The sequence below is a fragment of the Porphyromonas catoniae ATCC 51270 genome (genome assembly GCF_000565015.1).
GTDB lineage: Bacteria > Bacteroidota > Bacteroidia > Bacteroidales > Porphyromonadaceae > Porphyromonas > Porphyromonas catoniae.
In genome coordinates, this window is sequence record NZ_JDFF01000009.1 from 66,382 (window position 1) to 84,992 (window position 18,611).

Annotated in this window: 17 protein-coding genes; 4 read left to right on the plus strand and 13 right to left on the minus strand. The window is 50.0% G+C overall.

Annotated elements, in window-relative coordinates:
• The first annotated feature begins 3 nt into the window (after window positions 1-3).
• The 4 genes from HMPREF0636_RS02040 (at window position 4) to HMPREF0636_RS08530 (ending at window position 3,977) form a co-directional block, all read left to right on the plus strand.
• Entirely contained in the window at window positions 4-1,164 is a 1,161-nt protein-coding gene (locus HMPREF0636_RS02040; protein WP_044168177.1) for a hypothetical protein, read from the plus strand.
• 942 nt (window positions 1,165-2,106) lie between these two features.
• On the plus strand, window positions 2,107-3,150 hold the full coding sequence (locus HMPREF0636_RS02045; protein WP_155807268.1) for a hypothetical protein: 1,044 nt from the start codon (window positions 2,107-2,109) through the stop codon (window positions 3,148-3,150).
• Between the two features lie 176 nt (window positions 3,151-3,326).
• Window positions 3,327-3,842: a hypothetical protein gene (locus HMPREF0636_RS02050; protein ID WP_044168180.1), complete on the plus strand. Its 516-nt coding sequence runs from the start codon at window positions 3,327-3,329 to the stop codon at window positions 3,840-3,842.
• Window positions 3,843-3,845: 3 nt separating this feature from the next.
• On the plus strand, window positions 3,846-3,977 hold the full coding sequence (locus HMPREF0636_RS08530; RefSeq protein WP_005467311.1) for a hypothetical protein: 132 nt from the start codon (window positions 3,846-3,848) through the stop codon (window positions 3,975-3,977).
• Between the two features lie 126 nt (window positions 3,978-4,103).
• On the opposite strand, the gene HMPREF0636_RS02055 is transcribed toward HMPREF0636_RS08530, so the two are convergent.
• From HMPREF0636_RS02055 to HMPREF0636_RS02115, 13 genes are all read right to left on the minus strand, one after another.
• Complete coding sequence (locus tag HMPREF0636_RS02055) at window positions 4,104-4,562, minus strand: ATP synthase subunit C-like protein (RefSeq protein ID WP_005467310.1); 459 nt, start codon at window positions 4,560-4,562, stop codon at window positions 4,104-4,106.
• 37 nt (window positions 4,563-4,599) lie between these two features.
• A complete protein-coding gene (locus tag HMPREF0636_RS02060; protein WP_044168182.1) occupies window positions 4,600-6,429 on the minus strand; it encodes a V-type ATP synthase subunit I in 1,830 nt (609 codons plus the stop codon).
• On the minus strand, window positions 6,426-7,043 hold the full coding sequence (locus HMPREF0636_RS02065) for a V-type ATP synthase subunit D (RefSeq protein WP_044168184.1): 618 nt from the start codon (window positions 7,041-7,043) through the stop codon (window positions 6,426-6,428). Before HMPREF0636_RS02065 ends, HMPREF0636_RS02060 begins: the two co-directional genes overlap by 4 nt.
• A 21-nt stretch (window positions 7,044-7,064) precedes the next feature.
• Window positions 7,065-7,694, minus strand: coding sequence for a Type 1 glutamine amidotransferase-like domain-containing protein (locus HMPREF0636_RS02070; RefSeq protein ID WP_044168185.1), 630 nt, complete (start codon window positions 7,692-7,694; stop codon window positions 7,065-7,067).
• An 81-nt stretch (window positions 7,695-7,775) separates the two neighbouring features.
• Window positions 7,776-8,261 (minus strand): HU family DNA-binding protein, encoded by a 486-nt coding sequence (locus HMPREF0636_RS02075; RefSeq protein ID WP_052328701.1) that lies wholly within the window; start codon window positions 8,259-8,261, stop codon window positions 7,776-7,778.
• 226 nt (window positions 8,262-8,487) lie between these two features.
• The gene (locus HMPREF0636_RS02080; RefSeq protein WP_044168186.1) at window positions 8,488-9,810 is read right to left on the minus strand and encodes a V-type ATP synthase subunit B; all 1,323 of its coding nucleotides are present in this window, start codon (window positions 9,808-9,810) and stop codon (window positions 8,488-8,490) included.
• Between the two features lie 6 nt (window positions 9,811-9,816).
• Window positions 9,817-11,574, minus strand: a complete 1,758-nt coding sequence (locus HMPREF0636_RS02085; protein ID WP_044168188.1) for a V-type ATP synthase subunit A — start codon at window positions 11,572-11,574, stop codon at window positions 9,817-9,819.
• Window positions 11,575-11,625: 51 nt separating this feature from the next.
• A complete protein-coding gene (locus HMPREF0636_RS02090) occupies window positions 11,626-12,588 on the minus strand; it encodes a DUF2764 family protein (protein ID WP_044168189.1) in 963 nt (320 codons plus the stop codon).
• Window positions 12,589-12,609: 21 nt separating this feature from the next.
• Window positions 12,610-13,200: a hypothetical protein gene (locus HMPREF0636_RS02095; RefSeq protein ID WP_005467301.1), complete on the minus strand. Its 591-nt coding sequence runs from the start codon at window positions 13,198-13,200 to the stop codon at window positions 12,610-12,612.
• Window positions 13,201-13,681: 481 nt separating this feature from the next.
• Entirely contained in the window at window positions 13,682-14,401 is a 720-nt protein-coding gene (locus HMPREF0636_RS02100; protein WP_005467300.1) for a Bax inhibitor-1/YccA family protein, read from the minus strand.
• Between the two features lie 94 nt (window positions 14,402-14,495).
• Window positions 14,496-16,214 carry an outer membrane protein transport protein gene (locus tag HMPREF0636_RS02105; RefSeq protein ID WP_044168190.1) on the minus strand — a complete coding sequence of 573 codons (1,719 nt, stop codon included), beginning with the start codon at window positions 16,212-16,214 and terminating at the stop codon, window positions 14,496-14,498.
• 54 nt (window positions 16,215-16,268) lie between these two features.
• The gene (locus HMPREF0636_RS02110; RefSeq protein WP_044168192.1) at window positions 16,269-17,453 is read right to left on the minus strand and encodes a hypothetical protein; all 1,185 of its coding nucleotides are present in this window, start codon (window positions 17,451-17,453) and stop codon (window positions 16,269-16,271) included.
• A 320-nt stretch (window positions 17,454-17,773) separates the two neighbouring features.
• A complete protein-coding gene (locus HMPREF0636_RS02115) occupies window positions 17,774-18,277 on the minus strand; it encodes a type III secretion system chaperone family protein (RefSeq protein ID WP_044168193.1) in 504 nt (167 codons plus the stop codon).
• Between the last annotated feature and the right edge of the window lie 334 nt (window positions 18,278-18,611).

Consider the following 18,611-nt stretch of genomic DNA (forward strand, 5'->3'; position numbering starts at 1 on the left):
GAAATGATCGACAACATCAAGATCAGCCTCAATGGATTTACAGGGAGCTTTGACAATTGTAGCCTACGCCCCAATGCGAAAGAATGGGAAAACTATTTCTTGTATAGGTCTAACAAGTCCAACGCTCCCTTAGCTCTCGGATATCACATCCCATCCCATAGGCTGAATATCAGAGGGAGCATTCGCAAATGGTACTTTGAGGATACTTCTTCTACTCAAGATCTCAGTATCCAGCAAGCAAAGGAAGCCTTTGAGGAAGTCGCAGAGCTCCTATTGATCAGTTTTGAGGAGCTAAGACAAGGGCATATTACCCAATGTGAATTAGGGCTAAACATTCCTCTTCGAGGCTCAGCATCAGTCTTCACCTCTACTCTCGTTGCTTATAGTACTTATGACATAGAACAGAGAGATGGTTCTGTGACATTCTATCGTAAGGATAGGTATCGAGATAAAGAAAGAAGCTCTCATAAGCGAAATGCTTGGAAGCAAAAAGTAGCCTGCATATATGACAAGCTTGCGGAAGTAGAAAGCAAATCCACTCCGAGAAAAAAAGATAAGCAGGCATCTGTCGTAGCTAAAACAAAAAATATGCTGCGGATAGAATTCATACTACCCAATCGCCAAGCATTCAAAACCCATAAGATTGGACACTGCTCTATCCTAGAAGGGCTATTAGATAGCTATGGGTGCTTATACGAAGTTTGGGCGAAAGAGTATAAGAAGTTATTCTTCCAACCACATCTAGATAGGAACTCTCCATATCTAGCAAATGAAGCTGAGAGAGATATCGTAGACCACCTTGAGAAGCAGGAGCAGCTCTTTCTTGCTCTAGGACATTTTAATGATCTTTCAGTACAAGCCAAGGCACAGGTAAAAGCTCAACTTCAAAGCATAATCTCTCTTGCGACCCACAGGAGTAGCCAAAATGCCGCCTCCCGAAAAGTGGGATTATCCCTTGATGTATATCGCTATCTCTCTTCGGGAAGAAAAGACTTTGGGTGGAAGATTGAAAACTTCCCTCTTGTCACGAGGACTCTCTTTGGTAGCTCACTATCGAAGCAAGCTCTCAACATCACACGGAGTCGAATAAATAAGGTCAAAAGAGAGATGTCACGTAATAATAAAGGGAAAAAATACGCAGGTTCTCTTGATAATATAGCCTAACACTATTATGAGAAATAGATGATTGATATCTTGGTATTAGTGGATCTTTCTTCTACTTTTCTGATCTAACCCATAGAGAGTTTATAAGTAGAAGATTTGACTTGAAAGTAAAAGAATAATCCCTGATTTTTCTTTACGGGCAAAGTCAAAGGCATCCATTAGATAGACTCTGGTAGAAGTGGCTCTTGCAAGCAAGTTCCTATAGAGAACTTAAGTAATAGGATAGCCCGTGATTGACAATTCTAAGAAGGTTTCTTGGGGATAGACTACCACAGCAAGACAGCTGGCTCACGAGAAGAAGAAGGGTCGCAAATAGGGTCGCAAATTTTTAAGATAATCTTATAAAGAAAGCCTTGAGAATCCCCCTATTCCTCGTATTCATTCAATCTGAGAGACTTCAATCCACCCCTTTGATTTCGAATCACATAACAGCGACTAGGATAACTCCGCCAGGAACCTCAACGATACGCCCCATAGTCCGACCTTGTGACTATGGGGCGTATCGTTATACATCTTTTCCTCAGCCCATTCCTCTTGGAGCTCAGTTGTAGACAAGCACATCTCTGTTAAGGCACCGATTATATTACCCTGACTATGGGGCTACAACAACTCAAACAAGAAGCTCAGAGGTCACATCTAATCCGTCTTTTTTTCCCAACTCCTCCAATAGCGAGTCACAGAGGATACCAAGCCCCTGGTCACCTCAATTCCGAAGAACACATGGCTAAGTCTATTGCTTTTGTAAAACATAAATAAAACTCGGAATCTTTTTTGTATCTTTGCAGGCGAAGAGAGTAAGAGCAATGCTCTTGTAAACTAAACTCCTTCACACTTTATAGTACACTTTCTCTTATTTCTTGACCACCTAGGGGCTGGTACATTCTTAGTCTAATGTACCTTCCTGATAGTTGTGTCTCTATTAAACATCAAAGTAAACAGCGAATGAAAAGAACCCTACTGGCTCTAGCTATGCTCTTTGCACTTGCCTCATGTAACAAGAATGAAGAGCAGCAGAAGCCCCAGCAGTACAATCTTCAGCTAGATCTCACAGCACAAGTCGATGAAGGAGCTACAGCTCGTGCTATGGACTATAAACTCTCCTCTGGAAAGGTAAAGTACACCCTTGAGGGTAAGTCTAAGGTGTCTGTATTCACCTGCATCTATGAGGGGAACAATCTGCTATACAGCAAAAAGCATGATTGGGACGTCAGTGATGATGGGAAGAGCCTCAAGTGTAATGAAAACATCAACTTTACAGCTGTAGTCTCTAACCCCAACAACCTTCGCCTCATCGCAGTGCTAGGTGACGCCACAGGAACACCTAATAGCCTTTCACTCTCCTCTTCTTACTCACCAGGAAATCAGATTAAGGTTTTCTCTGAGACAGAAGCTGCTACGCTCAACGTCCCTTACATCATGGACGTAAAGCTTGGTCGAAATGTAAGTGGCTTCTGGGTACCCAAGACGGAGACAAAGATTTTTAAGCCCTATGGACACCTCGTGCGGGTGAAGATGACAAATAAAACGTTTTATGATGTTACGATTAGTGGGCTGACGAGCAGTAAGTTCATCGCTAAGGGTGCTAGCCTTAATGCTACGGCAAAAACCCTAACCCGTGAGGATTATGAAGGAAAACAAACCTTCCCGCTCTCTAAGGAAATTAGGATAGCCAACTCAAAGAGTGACCAGTCTGTCATCCTCTGGGTGCCAACACTCCCCACGAACGAGAACAGTTATAAACTTGACCTTATTGCTAAGGATGCTCCTGCAGGTCGCCTCTATAGTAAGATGAAGCTGACCAAGACGACACCAAACTACGAGAATGGTAAGCTCTATAACGCAGAGATTACGCTGTATCGCACTCGGATTGCGAACCCCCTAAGCTTACTCTCTGAGGACGTCCTAAACTATCAGGAGACCGACTTTGTCGACCTCCCCAACTACAACTACAGCAACCTCTCAACTTATAATGTACAGATAAGGTAGGTTACTTCAAGGCTGCCTATATACGAGGTAAGTACACAAGAGACAACCACACCTTCCCTAAGACGGGAGCAACTCAGTGGCACCTACCTAACCGACATGAGTGGAATAGCATCCTCTTTGCACCGAACCGAATTGCCCCACAGCAATACGAACGAGTAAAGAATGGGGTAGTTGCAGTGCAAGTAAACAACTACAAGGCTTCTGTCGCTTATCAGACCTATAACCCTCAGACAAACGCTGACCTTCAGCCTGGACAATCTTTCTATGTACTGGCTTATGCTACAACAGGAACAACGCTAGAGACAGACTTCAATGCTGAGCTCTCGAACGATAATCGCTTTGCCTTCCGCTATACCCTCGCCCAGGGCGGTGGTGGACTTATCATCACATGTGCTCCCGTTGGTGTACTAGATATCTCAAGTGCAGAGGAGCTAGCCACAAGCAACGTCTTCAATAGCAGTGGTGCTGTGACACGACAGATTCGTTTCTATGGCGTTGCTGAAGTTGGTGTTACGCCCGATAAGGCTACCCAAAAGAGCACGACATGGGGTGGAGGTACCGTGGCGGACTACATCGCTAAGGATGGATATTTTGGTGCGTTCAGTATCCTAAACAATGCCGTAGTGGCAGATTGGGGAACAGCACACCAGCTATACAGTATTGTGAAATTCTTCAAGCGTACAGATAACTAGTATATGGAAAACGGAACAAAGCAACAGGCTTATCAGCGCCCCGAGGCAGAGGCAATTAAGCTACGTAATGGCTTAAATCTGCTGATTAACTTCTCCGCAAACGGAAGCCTCGGTGAGTGGGAAGAAGACGAATAGTCCCACAAGCAAACTAGGACAGCCTAAAGTACTCCTAGAGACTGAGCTAAGCTGCCCTAAAGCATAAAACAAAGCAAGGCGATGCAGATAACTGCATCGCCTTGCGCTTTTTGGGGGAGGAGGCTCTTAGAGCGACAGTACCGTCAGGATTGTCACTAGAAGGGCAAGGATTGCGTATAGCTCAGGGAAGACAGCCATCACCATCGTAGCGCTAAACACATTCTCTCCATTACCAATCGCCTGAATACCATTGGCACAAACCTGTGCTTGACGTATCGCCGAGTAGGCACCTACGACGCCTAGGATCAGACCAGTAAAGAAGATAGCCCATGCTGTGAATGGTGTGATTGCACCGGCAGCCAAAAGCTTATCGAGGGCACTCTTAGCCATAAAGAAGCCTACGAACCCATAGAGACCCTGCGAGCTTGGCAGCGCAGAGAGCCCAATATATTGGCCAAGGGAATCGGGGTTCTTCTTCATGGCGCCGACTGCTGCGTTACCGCAAATCGTTACACCGATACTACTTCCGATACCCGTCAAACCTACCATCAGCGCAATGCCGAGGAAAGATAACATCTCATTCATGATTCTACTTAAATTAATATGGTTTTATGTTGCTATTTTATTTCTTCTTAAAGGGAGTGTAAGGCTTACCTCCGCCCTCGAATTCACTATTCTTATAGTACTCAACGAAGGTCAGACGTAGCGGATGGACGAAGGCACCGATCATAGCGATACCGAAGTTGATACCATGCCCAAAGAGTAGGATCAGTAGGGCAGCTAGCCAGCCCACAACGTAGCTCACGGCGGATGCTCCGCTACCCGAAGCAGGTACGCAGGACAGGGCTAGCTGATTGAAGACACTACCTAGGATACCGCCCGTCAGCCCGATAGCGAAGAGACGTATATAGGAGAGCGAATCACCCAAGAGACCTGATGCCGTTTCGTAGGTCGTCCAGAGTCCAGAGCCTAAGTTTACGAATGGATTCTTACCCGGGCTATTATAGAAGAAAGCCACGAGCACCGCAAGGCCAGCCACACCGTACAGGACATAGTTCACTGCCGGAGGTAGGACAATCTCTGCCTTGGGGAGACCGTAGATCAGCCCCAGCGCTATCAGTAGCAGCACCCACGCATAGCCCGCGAGCGAATGCTTCCAGCCAAGTTGGCGACCTTTCTTGTAAGCTCCGATTGTTTTCCCAAGCAGTACTTGGATGATCCCTATGAGAATAGAAACCATCATCAGGTTATCCTGACTGAAGATATAGTTCTTGTCACTGGCCCAAGGCAGGGAGATACCGAAGATACCACCCATCAAGAGACCAACGACAAACGCTCCCCCTCCGAGCCACTGCCCGAGAGCAAGCAGGCTCGTATCTGCGTCTTTACTCTTTAGCCTAAAGTACGTGGAGACGCAGAATAAAATCAGCCCGTAGCCTGCGTCGCCGAAGCACATACCGAAGAAGAGCATGAAGAACGGCGCAATCAAGTACGTTTGGTCAATCTCTTGATAGTTAGGCAGAGAGAAAAGCCCAGTAACGAACTCGAAGCTCTTCGTAAAGGAATTATTTTTCAGTTGGATGGGTACACGCTCCTTCTCAGGGTCAAACTCTACCTGACGGTAGCAGTAGCCAGCCTGCTCCAGCGCTAGCTCGAACTGCTCGGCTTCACTAGCGGGGACGAAGCCTTCGAGCACCAAGAGCCGCTCATCCATCAGGCGATCGGCCTGAAGCTGTGCACTACCGAAGGTAAAGCGGTTCTCTAGGAATGTATCGTACGCCTCTAGCTCAGGCAACCAATGCTGGGTGCGCTCGGTGAGGCTCTGGATCAAGTGGTCTCGTTCCTCCTCGGTGCTCTCTAGGAGCGTCTCCAGCTCCGCAACGCTCCGGCTGGGGCGTGCCACCTGCTCTGCATCAGGCAGGGAGGGGGCATCTGACGAGTGATGAAGGAGGACGAAATACTGCTTACCAGCTTGCTCGGCAATGGGAAGGGCGTCATGTACGCTCTGGAAGGCCTCGGTAAAGCGAGCTAGGGGTATGGTGAAGAAGCTAAGGGCGTAGCCTGCCCCCTCAAGGCGAGTGAGTGCAGAGACATCGAACGCTCCCCAGGGACGCACATCGTCAGCCTCGGCACGAAACGACGTAAGAGTCTCGTTTAGGAAGGCGAGGCGCTGTAGCTCGCCTTCTATCTCTGCGATGAGGGCACGTCCTGCCTCCTCATTCTGAGAGAGGTTGGGCGAGGAAGCACGCTCCTCGGTGGTGTAAGGACGCAGCGAGCGCAGAGTCTCTGTGATATGTGCTCGCTCGGAGATTATGGCACGCAGAGCATCGACCTCACGTGCATTCTTTTGCTCCTTGACGTGCAGGACACCCAGCGTACGTAGCTTCTCAAGAAATGCTTCGTAGTCTTTGTGGAAGACGAGGAAAGCATACTTATTCATTGGCTGTATCATAGCACAGTACCTCCTTCCTGTTGGGCACGACGCTCCATGTTGGAGCGCATGATTTTCTGTGACGCTTTCGAGAGGCTCTCTTCGTCCTCGAGGAAGCGTTTAATCTTTCGGATGGCGTCTTGATAGCCAGGTATCTGTACCTTCTCGAAGAGGTTTACCTTCTGGGTGGTCTTGCGACGAGCGTGGTCGAGGAATTCCATCTTTAGTCGCTGAAATTCTGCCTCTATGCCCACGGTGGCAAGGGTCTTGAGCAACTCAATACCTTCAGCCCACCAGCTGGGAGCATTGAAGATGCTGAAGGGACGTATCTCGTAGTGGATGTCACCCAGCACGGGGAGCATGACACCAGCGATCTTCTTCATCGAGAGCTCAACGCTCTGCACGGTAATGAGACTGGGGTCAAATTCGCCCCATAGTCGTACCATTCCCTGGTAGCCACGTAGCTCTTCCTCGAGGCGTGCCTCCAGACGCTCGACCTCCATCTTCGTATGCTTGACCTGCTGTCTGAGGGCGCTTTCCTTAGCCTTAATAGTAGGCAAGGTGCGTACGCGCATTTTCAGCGCCTTTTCCTGCTGTTGCAGCGAGGTCTTGTTGTATTGAAATCGTATCGCCATAAGTCTTGAATGGCTTCCTTATTATTCTTTAGTCACGACCGTAAGGTCATTTCCTCGGACGATGATTGCCTGATGGTTTGTGATTGGCACGAGAGGGAGCTTCTCGCCATAGGTAGCGATAATCTTCTCTCCTACTTTCGCAAAGGGGAAGCTCTTGTAGTGAGGGAGAGGGTATTTAGAAATGACTCCTAGGGCAGCGAAAGAGGTTAGTTCAGGTGCCACACTAGCCTTGTCCATAAGCTGAACATACTCGATACTTGGGGCAAGAATCATCGTCCCTGCAGACTCACCTATATAAGGCTTCCCACCCTCAATCTCTCTCAGGATAAGCTTATCGGCTCCCTTACGTTGGAGCTCCTGAAGGAGGTAGAAGGTATTCCCTCCAGAGACGTAGATGAGGTCTCCCCGAGAAAGAGAGGCTTCAATCTCTTCGGCAGAAGCCTCTGCGACATCCAAAGGTTCGACCTTCAGCCCAAACTTCTCCAATGCCTTTTGTCCCGATTTGACGTACGCCTTGTACGACTCAGGGTTACTGGCTGTAGGGATGAATGTGACGACCTTTCCCTGTAGCTCTGCGGGGCAAGCCTCTTTGAAGAGGGGAGCAACGCTGGAGAAAGAGGAGCAAAGGAACAAGAATATACCTGGGTTCATTGTCTTCTTTGATTTTCCCGTCGAGGGTTGCCCGCCGTAGCGTTTGTCTTGGGCGAGCAACCTCGAGGGAAGAGTTTGTGACTAGATGCCAACGCCTCCGCCACCAGGCTCGCTGCCACCGCCGGGCTTCTTTTTACCCTTTTTCTTCTCAGCCAAAGCCTTGCGAGCGGCTTCTTCCTCTTCGGAAATACGTTCAAAACTTACGCCAGAGAGGTCCTTGAAGTCGGGCTTAGCACGGAAGGAGACTTTTGGATCTTTGATGTGCTTGGAGGCTACGAAGGTCTCCTTCTCATCAATCCCCACGGAGCCAAAGGTAGGCGTGAACGTGCCTAGCTCTCCGCAGTCCACAGCCTCACCATCAGCCATGTGACGCTTAAGCACCTTGACCATGCGGTCAAAGACGGCCTTGACGTCAGCAGAGTCTACGGTAGAGCCGTCGGCCACCTCCTCGCAGAAACGCTTGAAGGTAATCTTCTTTGTTGTGACTGATTGGGCGAAGATCTTCGTCTTGCCCTTGTCTTTCCCAAGCAGTACAGTGCGCTTGAAAATCCTGAACTTGATTGCCATAGCAATACAGATTTAAGTGTTTATGAATACGAAAAACTATTACCCAGCACCCTTGCGGAATGGAGGAAAAAGCTGACCGTTGCGACCAATATACCTCGCACTTGCGACCAATATACCTCGCATTTGCGACGTATATACCTCGCAAGTGCGAGGTATACTGGTCGCAGAATCGAGCCTTTACCTTTCATTTTTTAGGATATAGGATGGGATTAGAAGCTATTGATTTCTAGCCTTTTGGCCAGTACTTATCGACGAGCGACTGCTTGATGTTCACCTCGGCAGGACGGAAATACTTGCCGAAGAGCAGCCATGCCGTGTCAAGCATCTGCTCGGTGTCGATATTCACGTCGATGGCCAGCAGATCGCGCGAGTAATCCGCAGCGAAGGCTAGCGTGCGGTTGTCATAGTCCGTCAAATCGAAGCCATTCTCCATCTTCGTCTGCGCACCGGCTGCATCGGAGAAGAGGCGGACGGCAGCGTTCATCACTTGCGGGTGGTCTTCGCGCGTCTTCTTCCCGATTACCAACTGCTTCAGGCGGGAGAGCGAACGGAAGGGGTCGATAATGACCTTCCCCACGTTGCTATCACGACGTAGGTAAAGCTGTCCCTCCGTGATGTAGCCCGTGTTGTCGGGGACGGCGTGGGTGATGTCACCACCCGAGAGCGTCGTCACGGCAATGATGGTGATCGAGCCTCCATCGGGGAACTGTACCGCCTTCTCGTAGATCTTCGCTAGGTCGGAGTAGAGCGAGCCGGGCATCGAGTCCTTCGATGGAATCTGATCCATGCGGTTGGAGACGATGGCCAGGGCATCGGCGTAGTTCGTCATGTCGGTAAGCAGCACGAGGACTTTCTCCTTCTTCTCAACGGAGAAGTATTCCGCCGCAGTGAGCGCCATATCGGGGATGAGCAGACGCTCGACGGAGGGATCCTCCGTGGTGTTGATGAAGCTGACGATACGATCCAGCGCACCTGCATTGCTAAACGTGTTCTTGAAGAAGAGATAGTCATCGTTTGTCATGCCCATACCGCCGAGAATGATCTTGTCGCTCTTGGCACGTAGCGCCACCATCGCCATTACCTCGTTGAATGGCTGGTCAGGGTCAGCGAAGAAGGGAATCTTCTGTCCGGTAACGAGCGTATTGTTCAGGTCAATCCCTGCGATACCCGTAGCAATCAGCTCAGAGGGTTGCTCACGGCGAACGGGATTCACGCTGGGGCCACCGATTTCAACCTCCTTGCCCGAGATAGCAGGCCCCCCGTCAATAGGAAGCCCGTAGGCGTTGAAGAAACGTCCGACGAGCTGATCGCCTACCTGCAGGGTTGGTGCCTTCCCGAGGAAGATTACTTCAGCATTGGTAGGGATGCCCTCCGTACCACCGAAGACCTGGAGCGTAACCTCCTGTCCCATGATGCGCACGACCTGCGCTAGACGCCCATCGATCGTAGCAAGCTCCTCATTCCCCACGCCTTCGGCACGGAGCGTGCAGGTTGCCTTCGTAATGTTCTCGATCTTCGTGTAGATCTTTTGGAATGCTTTTGCAGCCATTGTCGTTTAGTTTTTAGCTCTTTGGGAAACAAGTGCATTGACCTTCTCCTCGGCCGCACGGAAGTCCTCGCTCTGGAAGAGGGTGTAGTTCATCTGGCGTAGGGCGTTGATGAGCTCCTTGAAGAAGTCACTAACCTCTACGAAGCCCTCGAAATCAAACTCCATCCTACAGATGTCCATGACTTTATCCGCCATGTACTCTTGACGCTCAATAGGGCAATTGCAATCAACCTCGTCGAATGCATCCTGCTGGCAAAGCACAAAGTCGATAAGCTCCGACTTCCAGAACGTCACGTGGTACTCTAGTGGCACACCGTCATCCCCAAGGATGTTGATCTGCTCGGAGATTTCCTTCCCTTGTATGAGGCGCTGCTTCATCTCAGCGACCTTCTCGATCCACCCTGACCCGATGCGCTCGGCGACATAGGCCTGAAACTCGGGATACTCTAGGTACTTCGAGTAACTATCAATGGGGTTCACAGCAGGGTAACGCTTCCGGTCGGCACGCTCCTGCTCGAGGGCGTAGAAGCAACGAGCAACCTTCTTCGTGTTCTCAGTAACGGGCTCCTTCAAGTTACCTCCTGCAGGCGACACCGTACCAATGAACGTCACCGAACCTGTCTTGCCATTCTTTAGATGCACGAAGCCCGCACGAGCGTAGAAGTTCGCCACGATAGCCGAGAGGTCCATCGGGAAAGCATCAGGCCCGGGAAGCTCCTCCAGACGGTTGGACATCTCACGCAGTGCCTGCGCCCAGCGAGAAGTAGAGTCCGCCATCAGCAGCACCCTCAATCCCATCGAACGGTAGTACTCTGCGATCGTCATCGCCGTATAAACGGAGGCTTCACGGGCAGCTACCGGCATGTTCGAGGTATTAGCAATGATGATTGTACGCTCCATAAGAGGGCGACCCGTGTTGGGATCTTTGAGTTCAGGGAACTCCTTGAAGACTTCCACGACCTCATTAGCGCGCTCACCACACGCTGCGATGATAACGATGTCCGCTGCTGCCTGCTTGCTTATAGCGTGCTGTAGCACCGTCTTACCCGTACCGAAAGGACCAGGGATGAAACCCGTGCCACCCTCTACGATGGGGTTCATCGTATCGAGCATACGCACGCCTGTCTCTAGGAGCTTGTATGGACGAGGCTTGTCCACGTAGCATGTAATGGGTCGCTTGACGGGCCACTTCTGCTCCATCGTGACAGCATGTTCCTTGCCTTCATCATCAACGAGGACAGCAATCTCTTCCCGTACGGTATATGCGCCCTCTGGGCGGATGCTCTTCAGCGTATACAGCCCCTCGAAGGTAAAGGGTACCATGATCTTAATAGGTTGGAAGTTCTCTATGACTTCCCCGAGGTAATCACCTACAGTGACACGCTCGCCTTCGCTTGCCAGAGGCTTGAAGTCCCAACGTCTCTCCTCGTCCAGCGCATAAGTATACGAGCCACGGCTAAGGAACACCCCGTCCATCTTATCTAGGTCGTTCTGTAAGCCATCGTAGTTCTTCGAGAGCATTCCGGGGCCAAGTGTGACCTCCAACATATGCCCTTCGAAGGTGACAGGATCACCAATACGCATGCCACGAGTGGACTCAAAGACCTGCGCGTAGGCATTCTTCCCATTTACCTTAATGACTTCACTCATCAAGGGTACTCCTGCGACGGTGATGTAGCAGATTTCATTCTGCGCCACAGGACCATCGGCTTCGATGGTGACGAGGTTACCGACGACACCCTTTACGATACCTTTTGTTGCCATTATATTGTGTTGTTTCTATTTATCTATATGTATAGTGGCTAGCTCCTTCGGCTAGTGACGCTGCTGTCGCTTGAAGTCCTCCAGCACCTTGGCACTCTCCCCTTTAAGAGAAAGGACAATCTCTCGGAAGGTACGCTCGCCCGTAGCTTCATCCAGCTCGCTCCAGCGCTCCAGGATACTGAGACGTAGGTAGTAGCAGAGCACATTATCAATATCGAAGACACGCACGAACGTCCATTCGTCCATCCAGCGCCACTTCAGCAGATCAATGAGCCTTTCCCGCCGTGCGATGTCTCGCTCCTCAGCGATACGCAGCACCTCGCCCAGATAAGGAAGCTCCTCACCCAGATCAAAGTCCTTAGCCTTCGACGTGCGAAGCTGCTCCTCTACCCTACCCCTACCGACAATGTAGCGAGTAGGATCCCAGCCGAGACGGCGACAAGTATGGACTGCAAGGATATTACGGATGTTCTTGTTCAGGCGAAACCATTCCTGCAGGAAGGAGCTACTGCTTCGCTCTGCCCATTCATAATAGTACTGTGCCAGGAGGTCCTCCAATGCCAGGCGATTATGCCCCATCCGATCAATAAGAGTAGGTTCAACCAAACCATCATCCCATGCCGAACGCTTAGGCACAAAGAAAAGGTCGTAGACAAACCGTATCTGATACTCAGGGAGTAGCTTTTGCTTCGGGAGTCTCTTCCCTTCTTGTGCAGCCTTTATTACCTGCTGAAGTAGGATAGGTAGCTCTACCTTGGTAGCCTCATCGCTCTGAGCCTCAGCTTCATCCTTTTGCATGGAAGAGGATTCATTAGCTTCACTTCCTTCATGCAAAAGAGCATCTAGGAGTGCCCCATGAGTAGCCCCCAGACGTAGAAGCTCCAGATAGCTTCGGTCTTGTTGGGTGAGGACGCTCTGTAGCTCCGTATAGAATTCCTCCGTTGTCACAGGGGGACGCTGCATCTCAGCAGTCACAATAGGTAACCCTGCGACAAGCGCATAATACTTAGCCATGGCTTGCTCTTCCTCTTTTAGTTAGAAGAGTATCTTGGCCATCTCAGGACGAAGGAAACTCTTGAATAGCTCTACAAACTCTGCTTCACCAAACTGAATCTTGAAGCTACCATCCTTCGGTGCCAAGGTGAAGTCAGTCGGTCTGCCTGCTACGGCACGAATCGTAACCCCCTGCTCCAAGAGATGCTTAGCATTCGCTGTGAAGTAGCTACGCAGCTCCTCAGCGTCTGCCGTAGTAATCTCCAGCCCGTGTGTGAGGTCAAAACGCTCGGCAAGCTTGAGGATAAAGCTATGCAGGAAGGCCTTATCGGTGAGCAGAGCCTGTGTGCTAGACTTGGCCACCTCGCCCTGGATCTGATCGGCAACACTGCTCTTGAGGGAATCGATGAGCTGAGAAGCATGTAGCTTGAGCTCAGACTCTGTGTTTTTCGTTAGTTCGCTAGAGCGTTGCTCAGCGATGCGAAGGATTTCATCGGCCTTGCGTGTGGCATCTTCTTCGATCTTTCGTGCTTTAGCTTCGGCTTCGGCTATGAGGCGATTTGCTTCTGCTTGGCCTTTCTCGACACCTTCATTAAAGATCTTGTCGGTCAGTTCTTGAATTTTTGCATCCATATCTGGTTACATTTGTTTGTCTGCAGTTATGGCGACAGAAGAGTCGTACTCTTCGTGCGTCCTGACAAAGATAAGCATTTCTTTAAGAAAGGATAGGACAATTTTCCCCTGCTGTAAAAAAGCCAAAACAGCCCATCTCAGACTGATTACAAAGCCTTAGTTCCAAGCAACATAGAAGAAGCCAAAAAGGATAAGCCAACGAGTTATGGTAACTCTCCACAAAGAGTTATGGCAAATCGTTCTCATGAGTTATGGTAAGTCGTCGTGAAGACTTACCATAACTCGTCACAACGACTTATGGTAACTCGTTAGCAACCTCTATAATTCCCTTTAGATAAAGGGGCTTCGTGGATGAAGAAGCATCTAGCCATCCGAAGAGCATAGAGGTACCCACACTTCACCTAAGACTGAGCAACAAATAGCAAGGGCTGCAACTAGAGACCTAGTTGCAGCCCTTGCTATATAAAGGATCTATACCCGACTAATTACGGCGACCGAAGAGGCGCAGGAGATAGAGGAAGAGGTTAATGAAGTCCAGATAGAGGTTAAGTGCACCAATGATTGAGACCTTCTTAGAGAGCTCTTCGTCATGAGCCGTTTGGGCTGCAAGTTGCTTAACCTTCTGTGTGTCATAGGCTGTTAATCCAACGAAGAGCACAATCCCTGCGTAGGTAATGATCCACATTAGGATCTCCGAGCGAAGGAAGATATTCACAACCGTAGCAATTATAACCCCGATGAGCGCCATGAAGAGCAAACTCCCGAGACGAGTCAAATCACGCTTAGTCATGTAACCATAGAGCGCCATAGCCCCGAATGTCCCTGCCGTAATGAAGAACGTAGAGGCAATTGACTCACTTGTATAGATTAGGAAGATTGGGCTCAGCGTCACACCATTGAGGATCGAATAGAGAGCGAAGGCCCCAGTCGCAACGGGTAGGCTCAGCGACATCACGCGTGCCGAGAGGAACCACACAAGTGCGATCTCAGCAATGAACAAGAACCAATATATATTGCCCTCCAGCATGCGGAAGACAAGACCACTATCTACCGTGAAGACCGAGGCCAGCCCTGTAATAGCCAGCCCAAGCGTCATCCATAGGAATGTGCGCTGTACGGCACGCTGGGCGACGACATCACCTCCTAGTTCATAATAGCCCTCTGTGGGTTGCCCCTCATAGGGCATCTGAGAATTTTCCATAAGCTTATTCTTTATACTCTAGAATGATTTATCCCATAGCTCCAGAGAGGAATCCTCCACGAGCTACGGGACAAATATACAACGTTAACTACACTTAGAAGCGAAATGAGACCGTGGCTGCTATCTTGTGACGCATGCGAGTCTCATTGATAGACTCTGCTCCGTCAATGTTTACTGGACGTACATTCTGATCCTTAATCTGCTGAGGAGTAAGGCCAAAGTGGTTCCCATAGTCGTTAACATAGGGGAAGGCAAACGTCTTCACATCCTGATGTGTGTAGACATAGGCTACATCCAGCGAGACAGAGGGTGAGATACGGTAGCCAAGCCCTGCAGAGAAGCTATTAATCGTCCCTGGGAGGGAGTAATGCACGACAGGGCCAGATACAAAGGCTTCCTGCTGTGCAATGCCATCCTTGACCATGCCATCCTTGATGGGGGAACTCGTGAACCTGTACCCTGCACGTAGAGCAAAGCGAGGATCCAGCATCACCTCAGCACCTGCACGAAGGGTATGCGTCCCTCGATACCAACCCTTGAGCTGAGCATTATCCTCCTCATAGCCTGCATCCGCAGGGCTATCGTATGATCGATCTTCGGGAGGGTTTGTGATACGCAGGTTACCCAGTGTGGTGTACTCATAGTCCACACTCAGGATACCCGAACGCCCAAGGACGTAAGCTCCACTCAACCCAAACCGCCATGGACCACGTAGTACATACGAGGACGCAGCAGAGCTAGGTGTACGAACATTCCCCTTCTTACCTCCATAGATACCTTCTCCATAGGATATGAAGTCTGACTTCATGCTATAGAAAGTAGGAGTGTACAGAGATGCACCAAGACGAAGCCCTTCAGCCACCTCATAAAGAGCACCAAGCCCAAGACCTGCACCGAAGCCAGATACCGATACTTGGTTCCTCAAGAAGAGGCGTCCTGAGTTATTAAAGCCCTCAGTGTAGTAGGAGGTAAGGTCATAGTCCAAGGAGGACAGCGTCCCTACGATACCGAAGTGTAGGGCATCCGTAGCCTCGATACCTAGAGCAAGATCATAGTTCAAGATATTACCACGCTCGTAGATCTCTAGGTCAAGACGCTCTGGATGCGCTAGGTAAGAAGGGGCATTGTTAGAGCCATAGGTCGAGCCATAGCGCTGGAGCTCTTTACTTGGATCCCGTGGGTCTTTATCTGGAGAAATCCAACCTGAGCCAGCCCCGAGGATAGAGATGAAGGGCACACGAGGATTATCGAACGCAGATGTACTCTGTAGCTTACTTAGGGTAAAGTCTGCGTCATGCTGTGCCTGGTAGTCGTAGCGGGCATTGTTCGTACGAGCAGCTGCATAGTCTGCTAGCGAGCTATGCACCATGCCTGCTCCAGGAGTAGCTTGGGCTCGGAACGAGCGATCAAAGCTACCTCCGTTACGGATACTAAAGACAAAGGATAGACGTCCACGTGTATCCCTACTCGTGCCTCTCTGGTAGGAGAACTCCTCGAAGGGTACACGCCACTTCCCCTCCATCCTTGTAGAGTTGCCGTACCAGCTGTTGCGAGTATTACTCTGAGCTACCCCTAGGGTAAGGGAAAGACGATTATCACCTCTATATAGAGAGATGCCCGCAGGGTTTCGCACCAAGGAGGAAGCGTCTGAGCCGACAGCTCCCATAGCCCCAGAGAGGGCTGTATAACGAGCGGATCCTGTTGGATCCGTAGCACTACCTAGACGAAACGCCTCGCTAGCACTCTGTGCCGATAGAGCTAGGGGTAGGAGACTGAGGGCTACTACCCCTAGTAGTTTATGCTTGTATGTCATCGGGCGACAATGCTTATCGTTTATCAATCAGATTAATCACACACCTCTGGTAGACTATCTGCGGCGTGAGGGGGTAGAGGACCCTCCACCAGAGTTCTGAGACTGCCCTGCCTGCGAGTCATTCCTATCATAGCTACGAGCTGGGTAGCTTTCATAGGTACGCTGAGTCTGTTGTTGGGGTTCGCTACGTCTCTGGTAGTCACTATTCCGTCTCTGATAGTCGTTGTCGTAGAGTCCACGAGCCCTTTGGCTTGGCGAGGTCGAGTATGTACCATCCCAAGCACGAGGAGGATTGATTTCCCCTCGGTCTCTTACTTGAGAGTACGCAGAGTAGCCACCCCATGAGCCACTGTAGCTTGACCGACCTGTGTGCGAACGTGCCCCATGAGAGTAGGGGTTGTTGTAATAATGTTCGTTGTAGGCACGAGTGGCAGCTCCAGTAGCATAGCCATAGTAGTAGGGAGAGTAATAGTCATAGTACCCTCCGTAGTAGCCGTTATAGTACCCACCATAGTACCCATTGTAGTAACCTGAGTAGTAATAGTAGGGGTCATAGTAGCCACCATAGTATCCTCCATAGTAGCGAGGATAGCCCCAGTAGCTCCCTCTCCAATAGCTAGGATAATAGTAGGAGTCATACCAAGAGTAAGGGTAATCATACCAAGAGCCCCAACCGACACGTGCTCCCCAGCCCCAGCTATTCCCCCAATAAGGGCTATAACTACCGATATTTACATATATGTCGGCTCCAGAGCGGTAGTAGTCGAAGTCGTTGTACCAAGGGTCAGCATCGATATACACACGTCGTGCGCCATCGATGACTGTCGTGCCATTGCCATAGAATCGAGAGAGGCGAGAGGAGTAAGGGCCATAGACACGTGGCTCATCCCCCTTTTGTCGACTGCGCTGTGAGGCTAGGAGGTCAGCTAGCTCCGCCTCAGTAAGCATAATCGTATCATTCTCGCCTAGTCGCCCATTATAGGCATCTATCTCACGGTCTGCTTTCCTTCTCTTGTATCGAGCCAAGAGCTCTGCTTGCTCCTTCTCCCATGCTTCACGCTCTGCTCGAGCGGCAGCTGCGCGTAGCTCTGCCTTACGCCTAGCCTCTTGGTCAATCTTCTGTATATCACTTCGACGATAGTAAGCATCATCGAGATACTTATCGTCCTTCTGTGCATGTACTACGGGCACCCACAGGAAGCCTGCTCCGAGGAGGAGCAACATCTTTACAGCATTCATAGCTTGTATCGTCTAATCGTTTTACTTCTGACTTGTAATCTAGCGAAAGGCAGGGATAGGAGGAAGGGGACTAAGCAATAACATCCAAACCCTACATGAGCCTACCATTCTGCTGGTAAAGTTAGTCTTTTTGTAACATATTGCAAAGAACAGACCAAATACTCCGTCATCTGACACTCTGACACACGAGGCACCTACGCCAAGAGGAATAACCCCTCTCTCCCCTGTATATCAACGCATAAGACCCCCTGGGGCGTATAGCTCTAGGGGGTCTTGATAGGTTGGATACCTCTGTATCTATATGGAGGTAATGAGTAGGTCTAGTTGGCGAGTTCGCCTCCCGAGGGTTGTGTGGTAGCTTCCTCTGCCCCATCCTTCTTACCGACCATCTCCTTGAGGGTACGATGGAAGAAGGCCACGGTAGAGCCTAGAGCGTCATTCATACGCAGGGCAAGTTTGGCAATCGGTGTACCTGGGAAGAGGAAGGTCTCCACTGAGAAGACAATATCACCCTCGTCATCGATATAGGCCTTACTTACCTTCTGATCGTAGTCTGTGGCAGCACAGGCCTTGTATAGATAAGGCTCTTCGACATCCTCAAAGGCAGCACGCTCGAAGGTAGCACGCACCATCAAGAACTCAGGGTCTTCGACTCTATAATAGAGACAGAAATACACACCTTCGTTCTTGTACACGATGCGTATATCGTTATCTCGATCGGGGCGATAACCTTCTTTCTCCAAAGCCTCTAGGATGGTAGGCAACACTTCCTTAGGGTCAAAGTCTGGTGTGGACTTCTTCGTAAGCTTATCAAATAGAGCCATCTTAATACTGAGTTGTATGGGTTTATAAATTAAAGTGCTACACCTGGGGTAATCCCCATAGGTTTGTGCAAAGATATACTAAATACCTTGGATAAGGGTCATCATGGGAGGAGGGTGAGGCTCACGTCTAGCCACGGACACTACACAAGTGAGGTGGTCAAGTTTACCCTAGAGACAAGGGTCACACAAGCCTCCTAGTGAAGGAAGAGAAACCCTTGCAAGGACTTCCTTAGAAACCCATGCATGCATTCTCAAACAGACCCTTGCAAGGGTTTCGACGGGAATGCATGCATGGGTTTCAGGGGCTTCTCTCTAGCTTTTCGGCAGGGCATCC

Coding starts and splice junctions, on each gene's coding strand:
- HMPREF0636_RS02040 (WP_044168177.1), top strand. CDS start 4: ATGATCGACAACATCAAGATCAGCCTCAATGGATTTACAGGGAGCTTT.
- HMPREF0636_RS02045 (WP_155807268.1), top strand. CDS start 2,107: ATGAAAAGAACCCTACTGGCTCTAGCTATGCTCTTTGCACTTGCCTCA.
- HMPREF0636_RS08530 (WP_005467311.1), top strand. CDS start 3,846: ATGGAAAACGGAACAAAGCAACAGGCTTATCAGCGCCCCGAGGCAGAG.
- HMPREF0636_RS02055 (WP_005467310.1), bottom strand. CDS start 4,562: ATGAATGAGATGTTATCTTTCCTCGGCATTGCGCTGATGGTAGGTTTG.
- HMPREF0636_RS02060 (WP_044168182.1), bottom strand. CDS start 6,429: ATGATACAGCCAATGAATAAGTATGCTTTCCTCGTCTTCCACAAAGAC.
- HMPREF0636_RS02065 (WP_044168184.1), bottom strand. CDS start 7,043: ATGGCGATACGATTTCAATACAACAAGACCTCGCTGCAACAGCAGGAA.
- HMPREF0636_RS02070 (WP_044168185.1), bottom strand. CDS start 7,694: ATGAACCCAGGTATATTCTTGTTCCTTTGCTCCTCTTTCTCCAGCGTT.
- HMPREF0636_RS02075 (WP_052328701.1), bottom strand. CDS start 8,261: ATGGCAATCAAGTTCAGGATTTTCAAGCGCACTGTACTGCTTGGGAAA.
- HMPREF0636_RS02080 (WP_044168186.1), bottom strand. CDS start 9,810: ATGGCTGCAAAAGCATTCCAAAAGATCTACACGAAGATCGAGAACATT.
- HMPREF0636_RS02085 (WP_044168188.1), bottom strand. CDS start 11,574: ATGGCAACAAAAGGTATCGTAAAGGGTGTCGTCGGTAACCTCGTCACC.
- HMPREF0636_RS02090 (WP_044168189.1), bottom strand. CDS start 12,588: ATGGCTAAGTATTATGCGCTTGTCGCAGGGTTACCTATTGTGACTGCT.
- HMPREF0636_RS02095 (WP_005467301.1), bottom strand. CDS start 13,200: ATGGATGCAAAAATTCAAGAACTGACCGACAAGATCTTTAATGAAGGT.
- HMPREF0636_RS02100 (WP_005467300.1), bottom strand. CDS start 14,401: ATGGAAAATTCTCAGATGCCCTATGAGGGGCAACCCACAGAGGGCTAT.
- HMPREF0636_RS02105 (WP_044168190.1), bottom strand. CDS start 16,214: ATGACATACAAGCATAAACTACTAGGGGTAGTAGCCCTCAGTCTCCTA.
- HMPREF0636_RS02110 (WP_044168192.1), bottom strand. CDS start 17,453: ATGAATGCTGTAAAGATGTTGCTCCTCCTCGGAGCAGGCTTCCTGTGG.
- HMPREF0636_RS02115 (WP_044168193.1), bottom strand. CDS start 18,277: ATGGCTCTATTTGATAAGCTTACGAAGAAGTCCACACCAGACTTTGAC.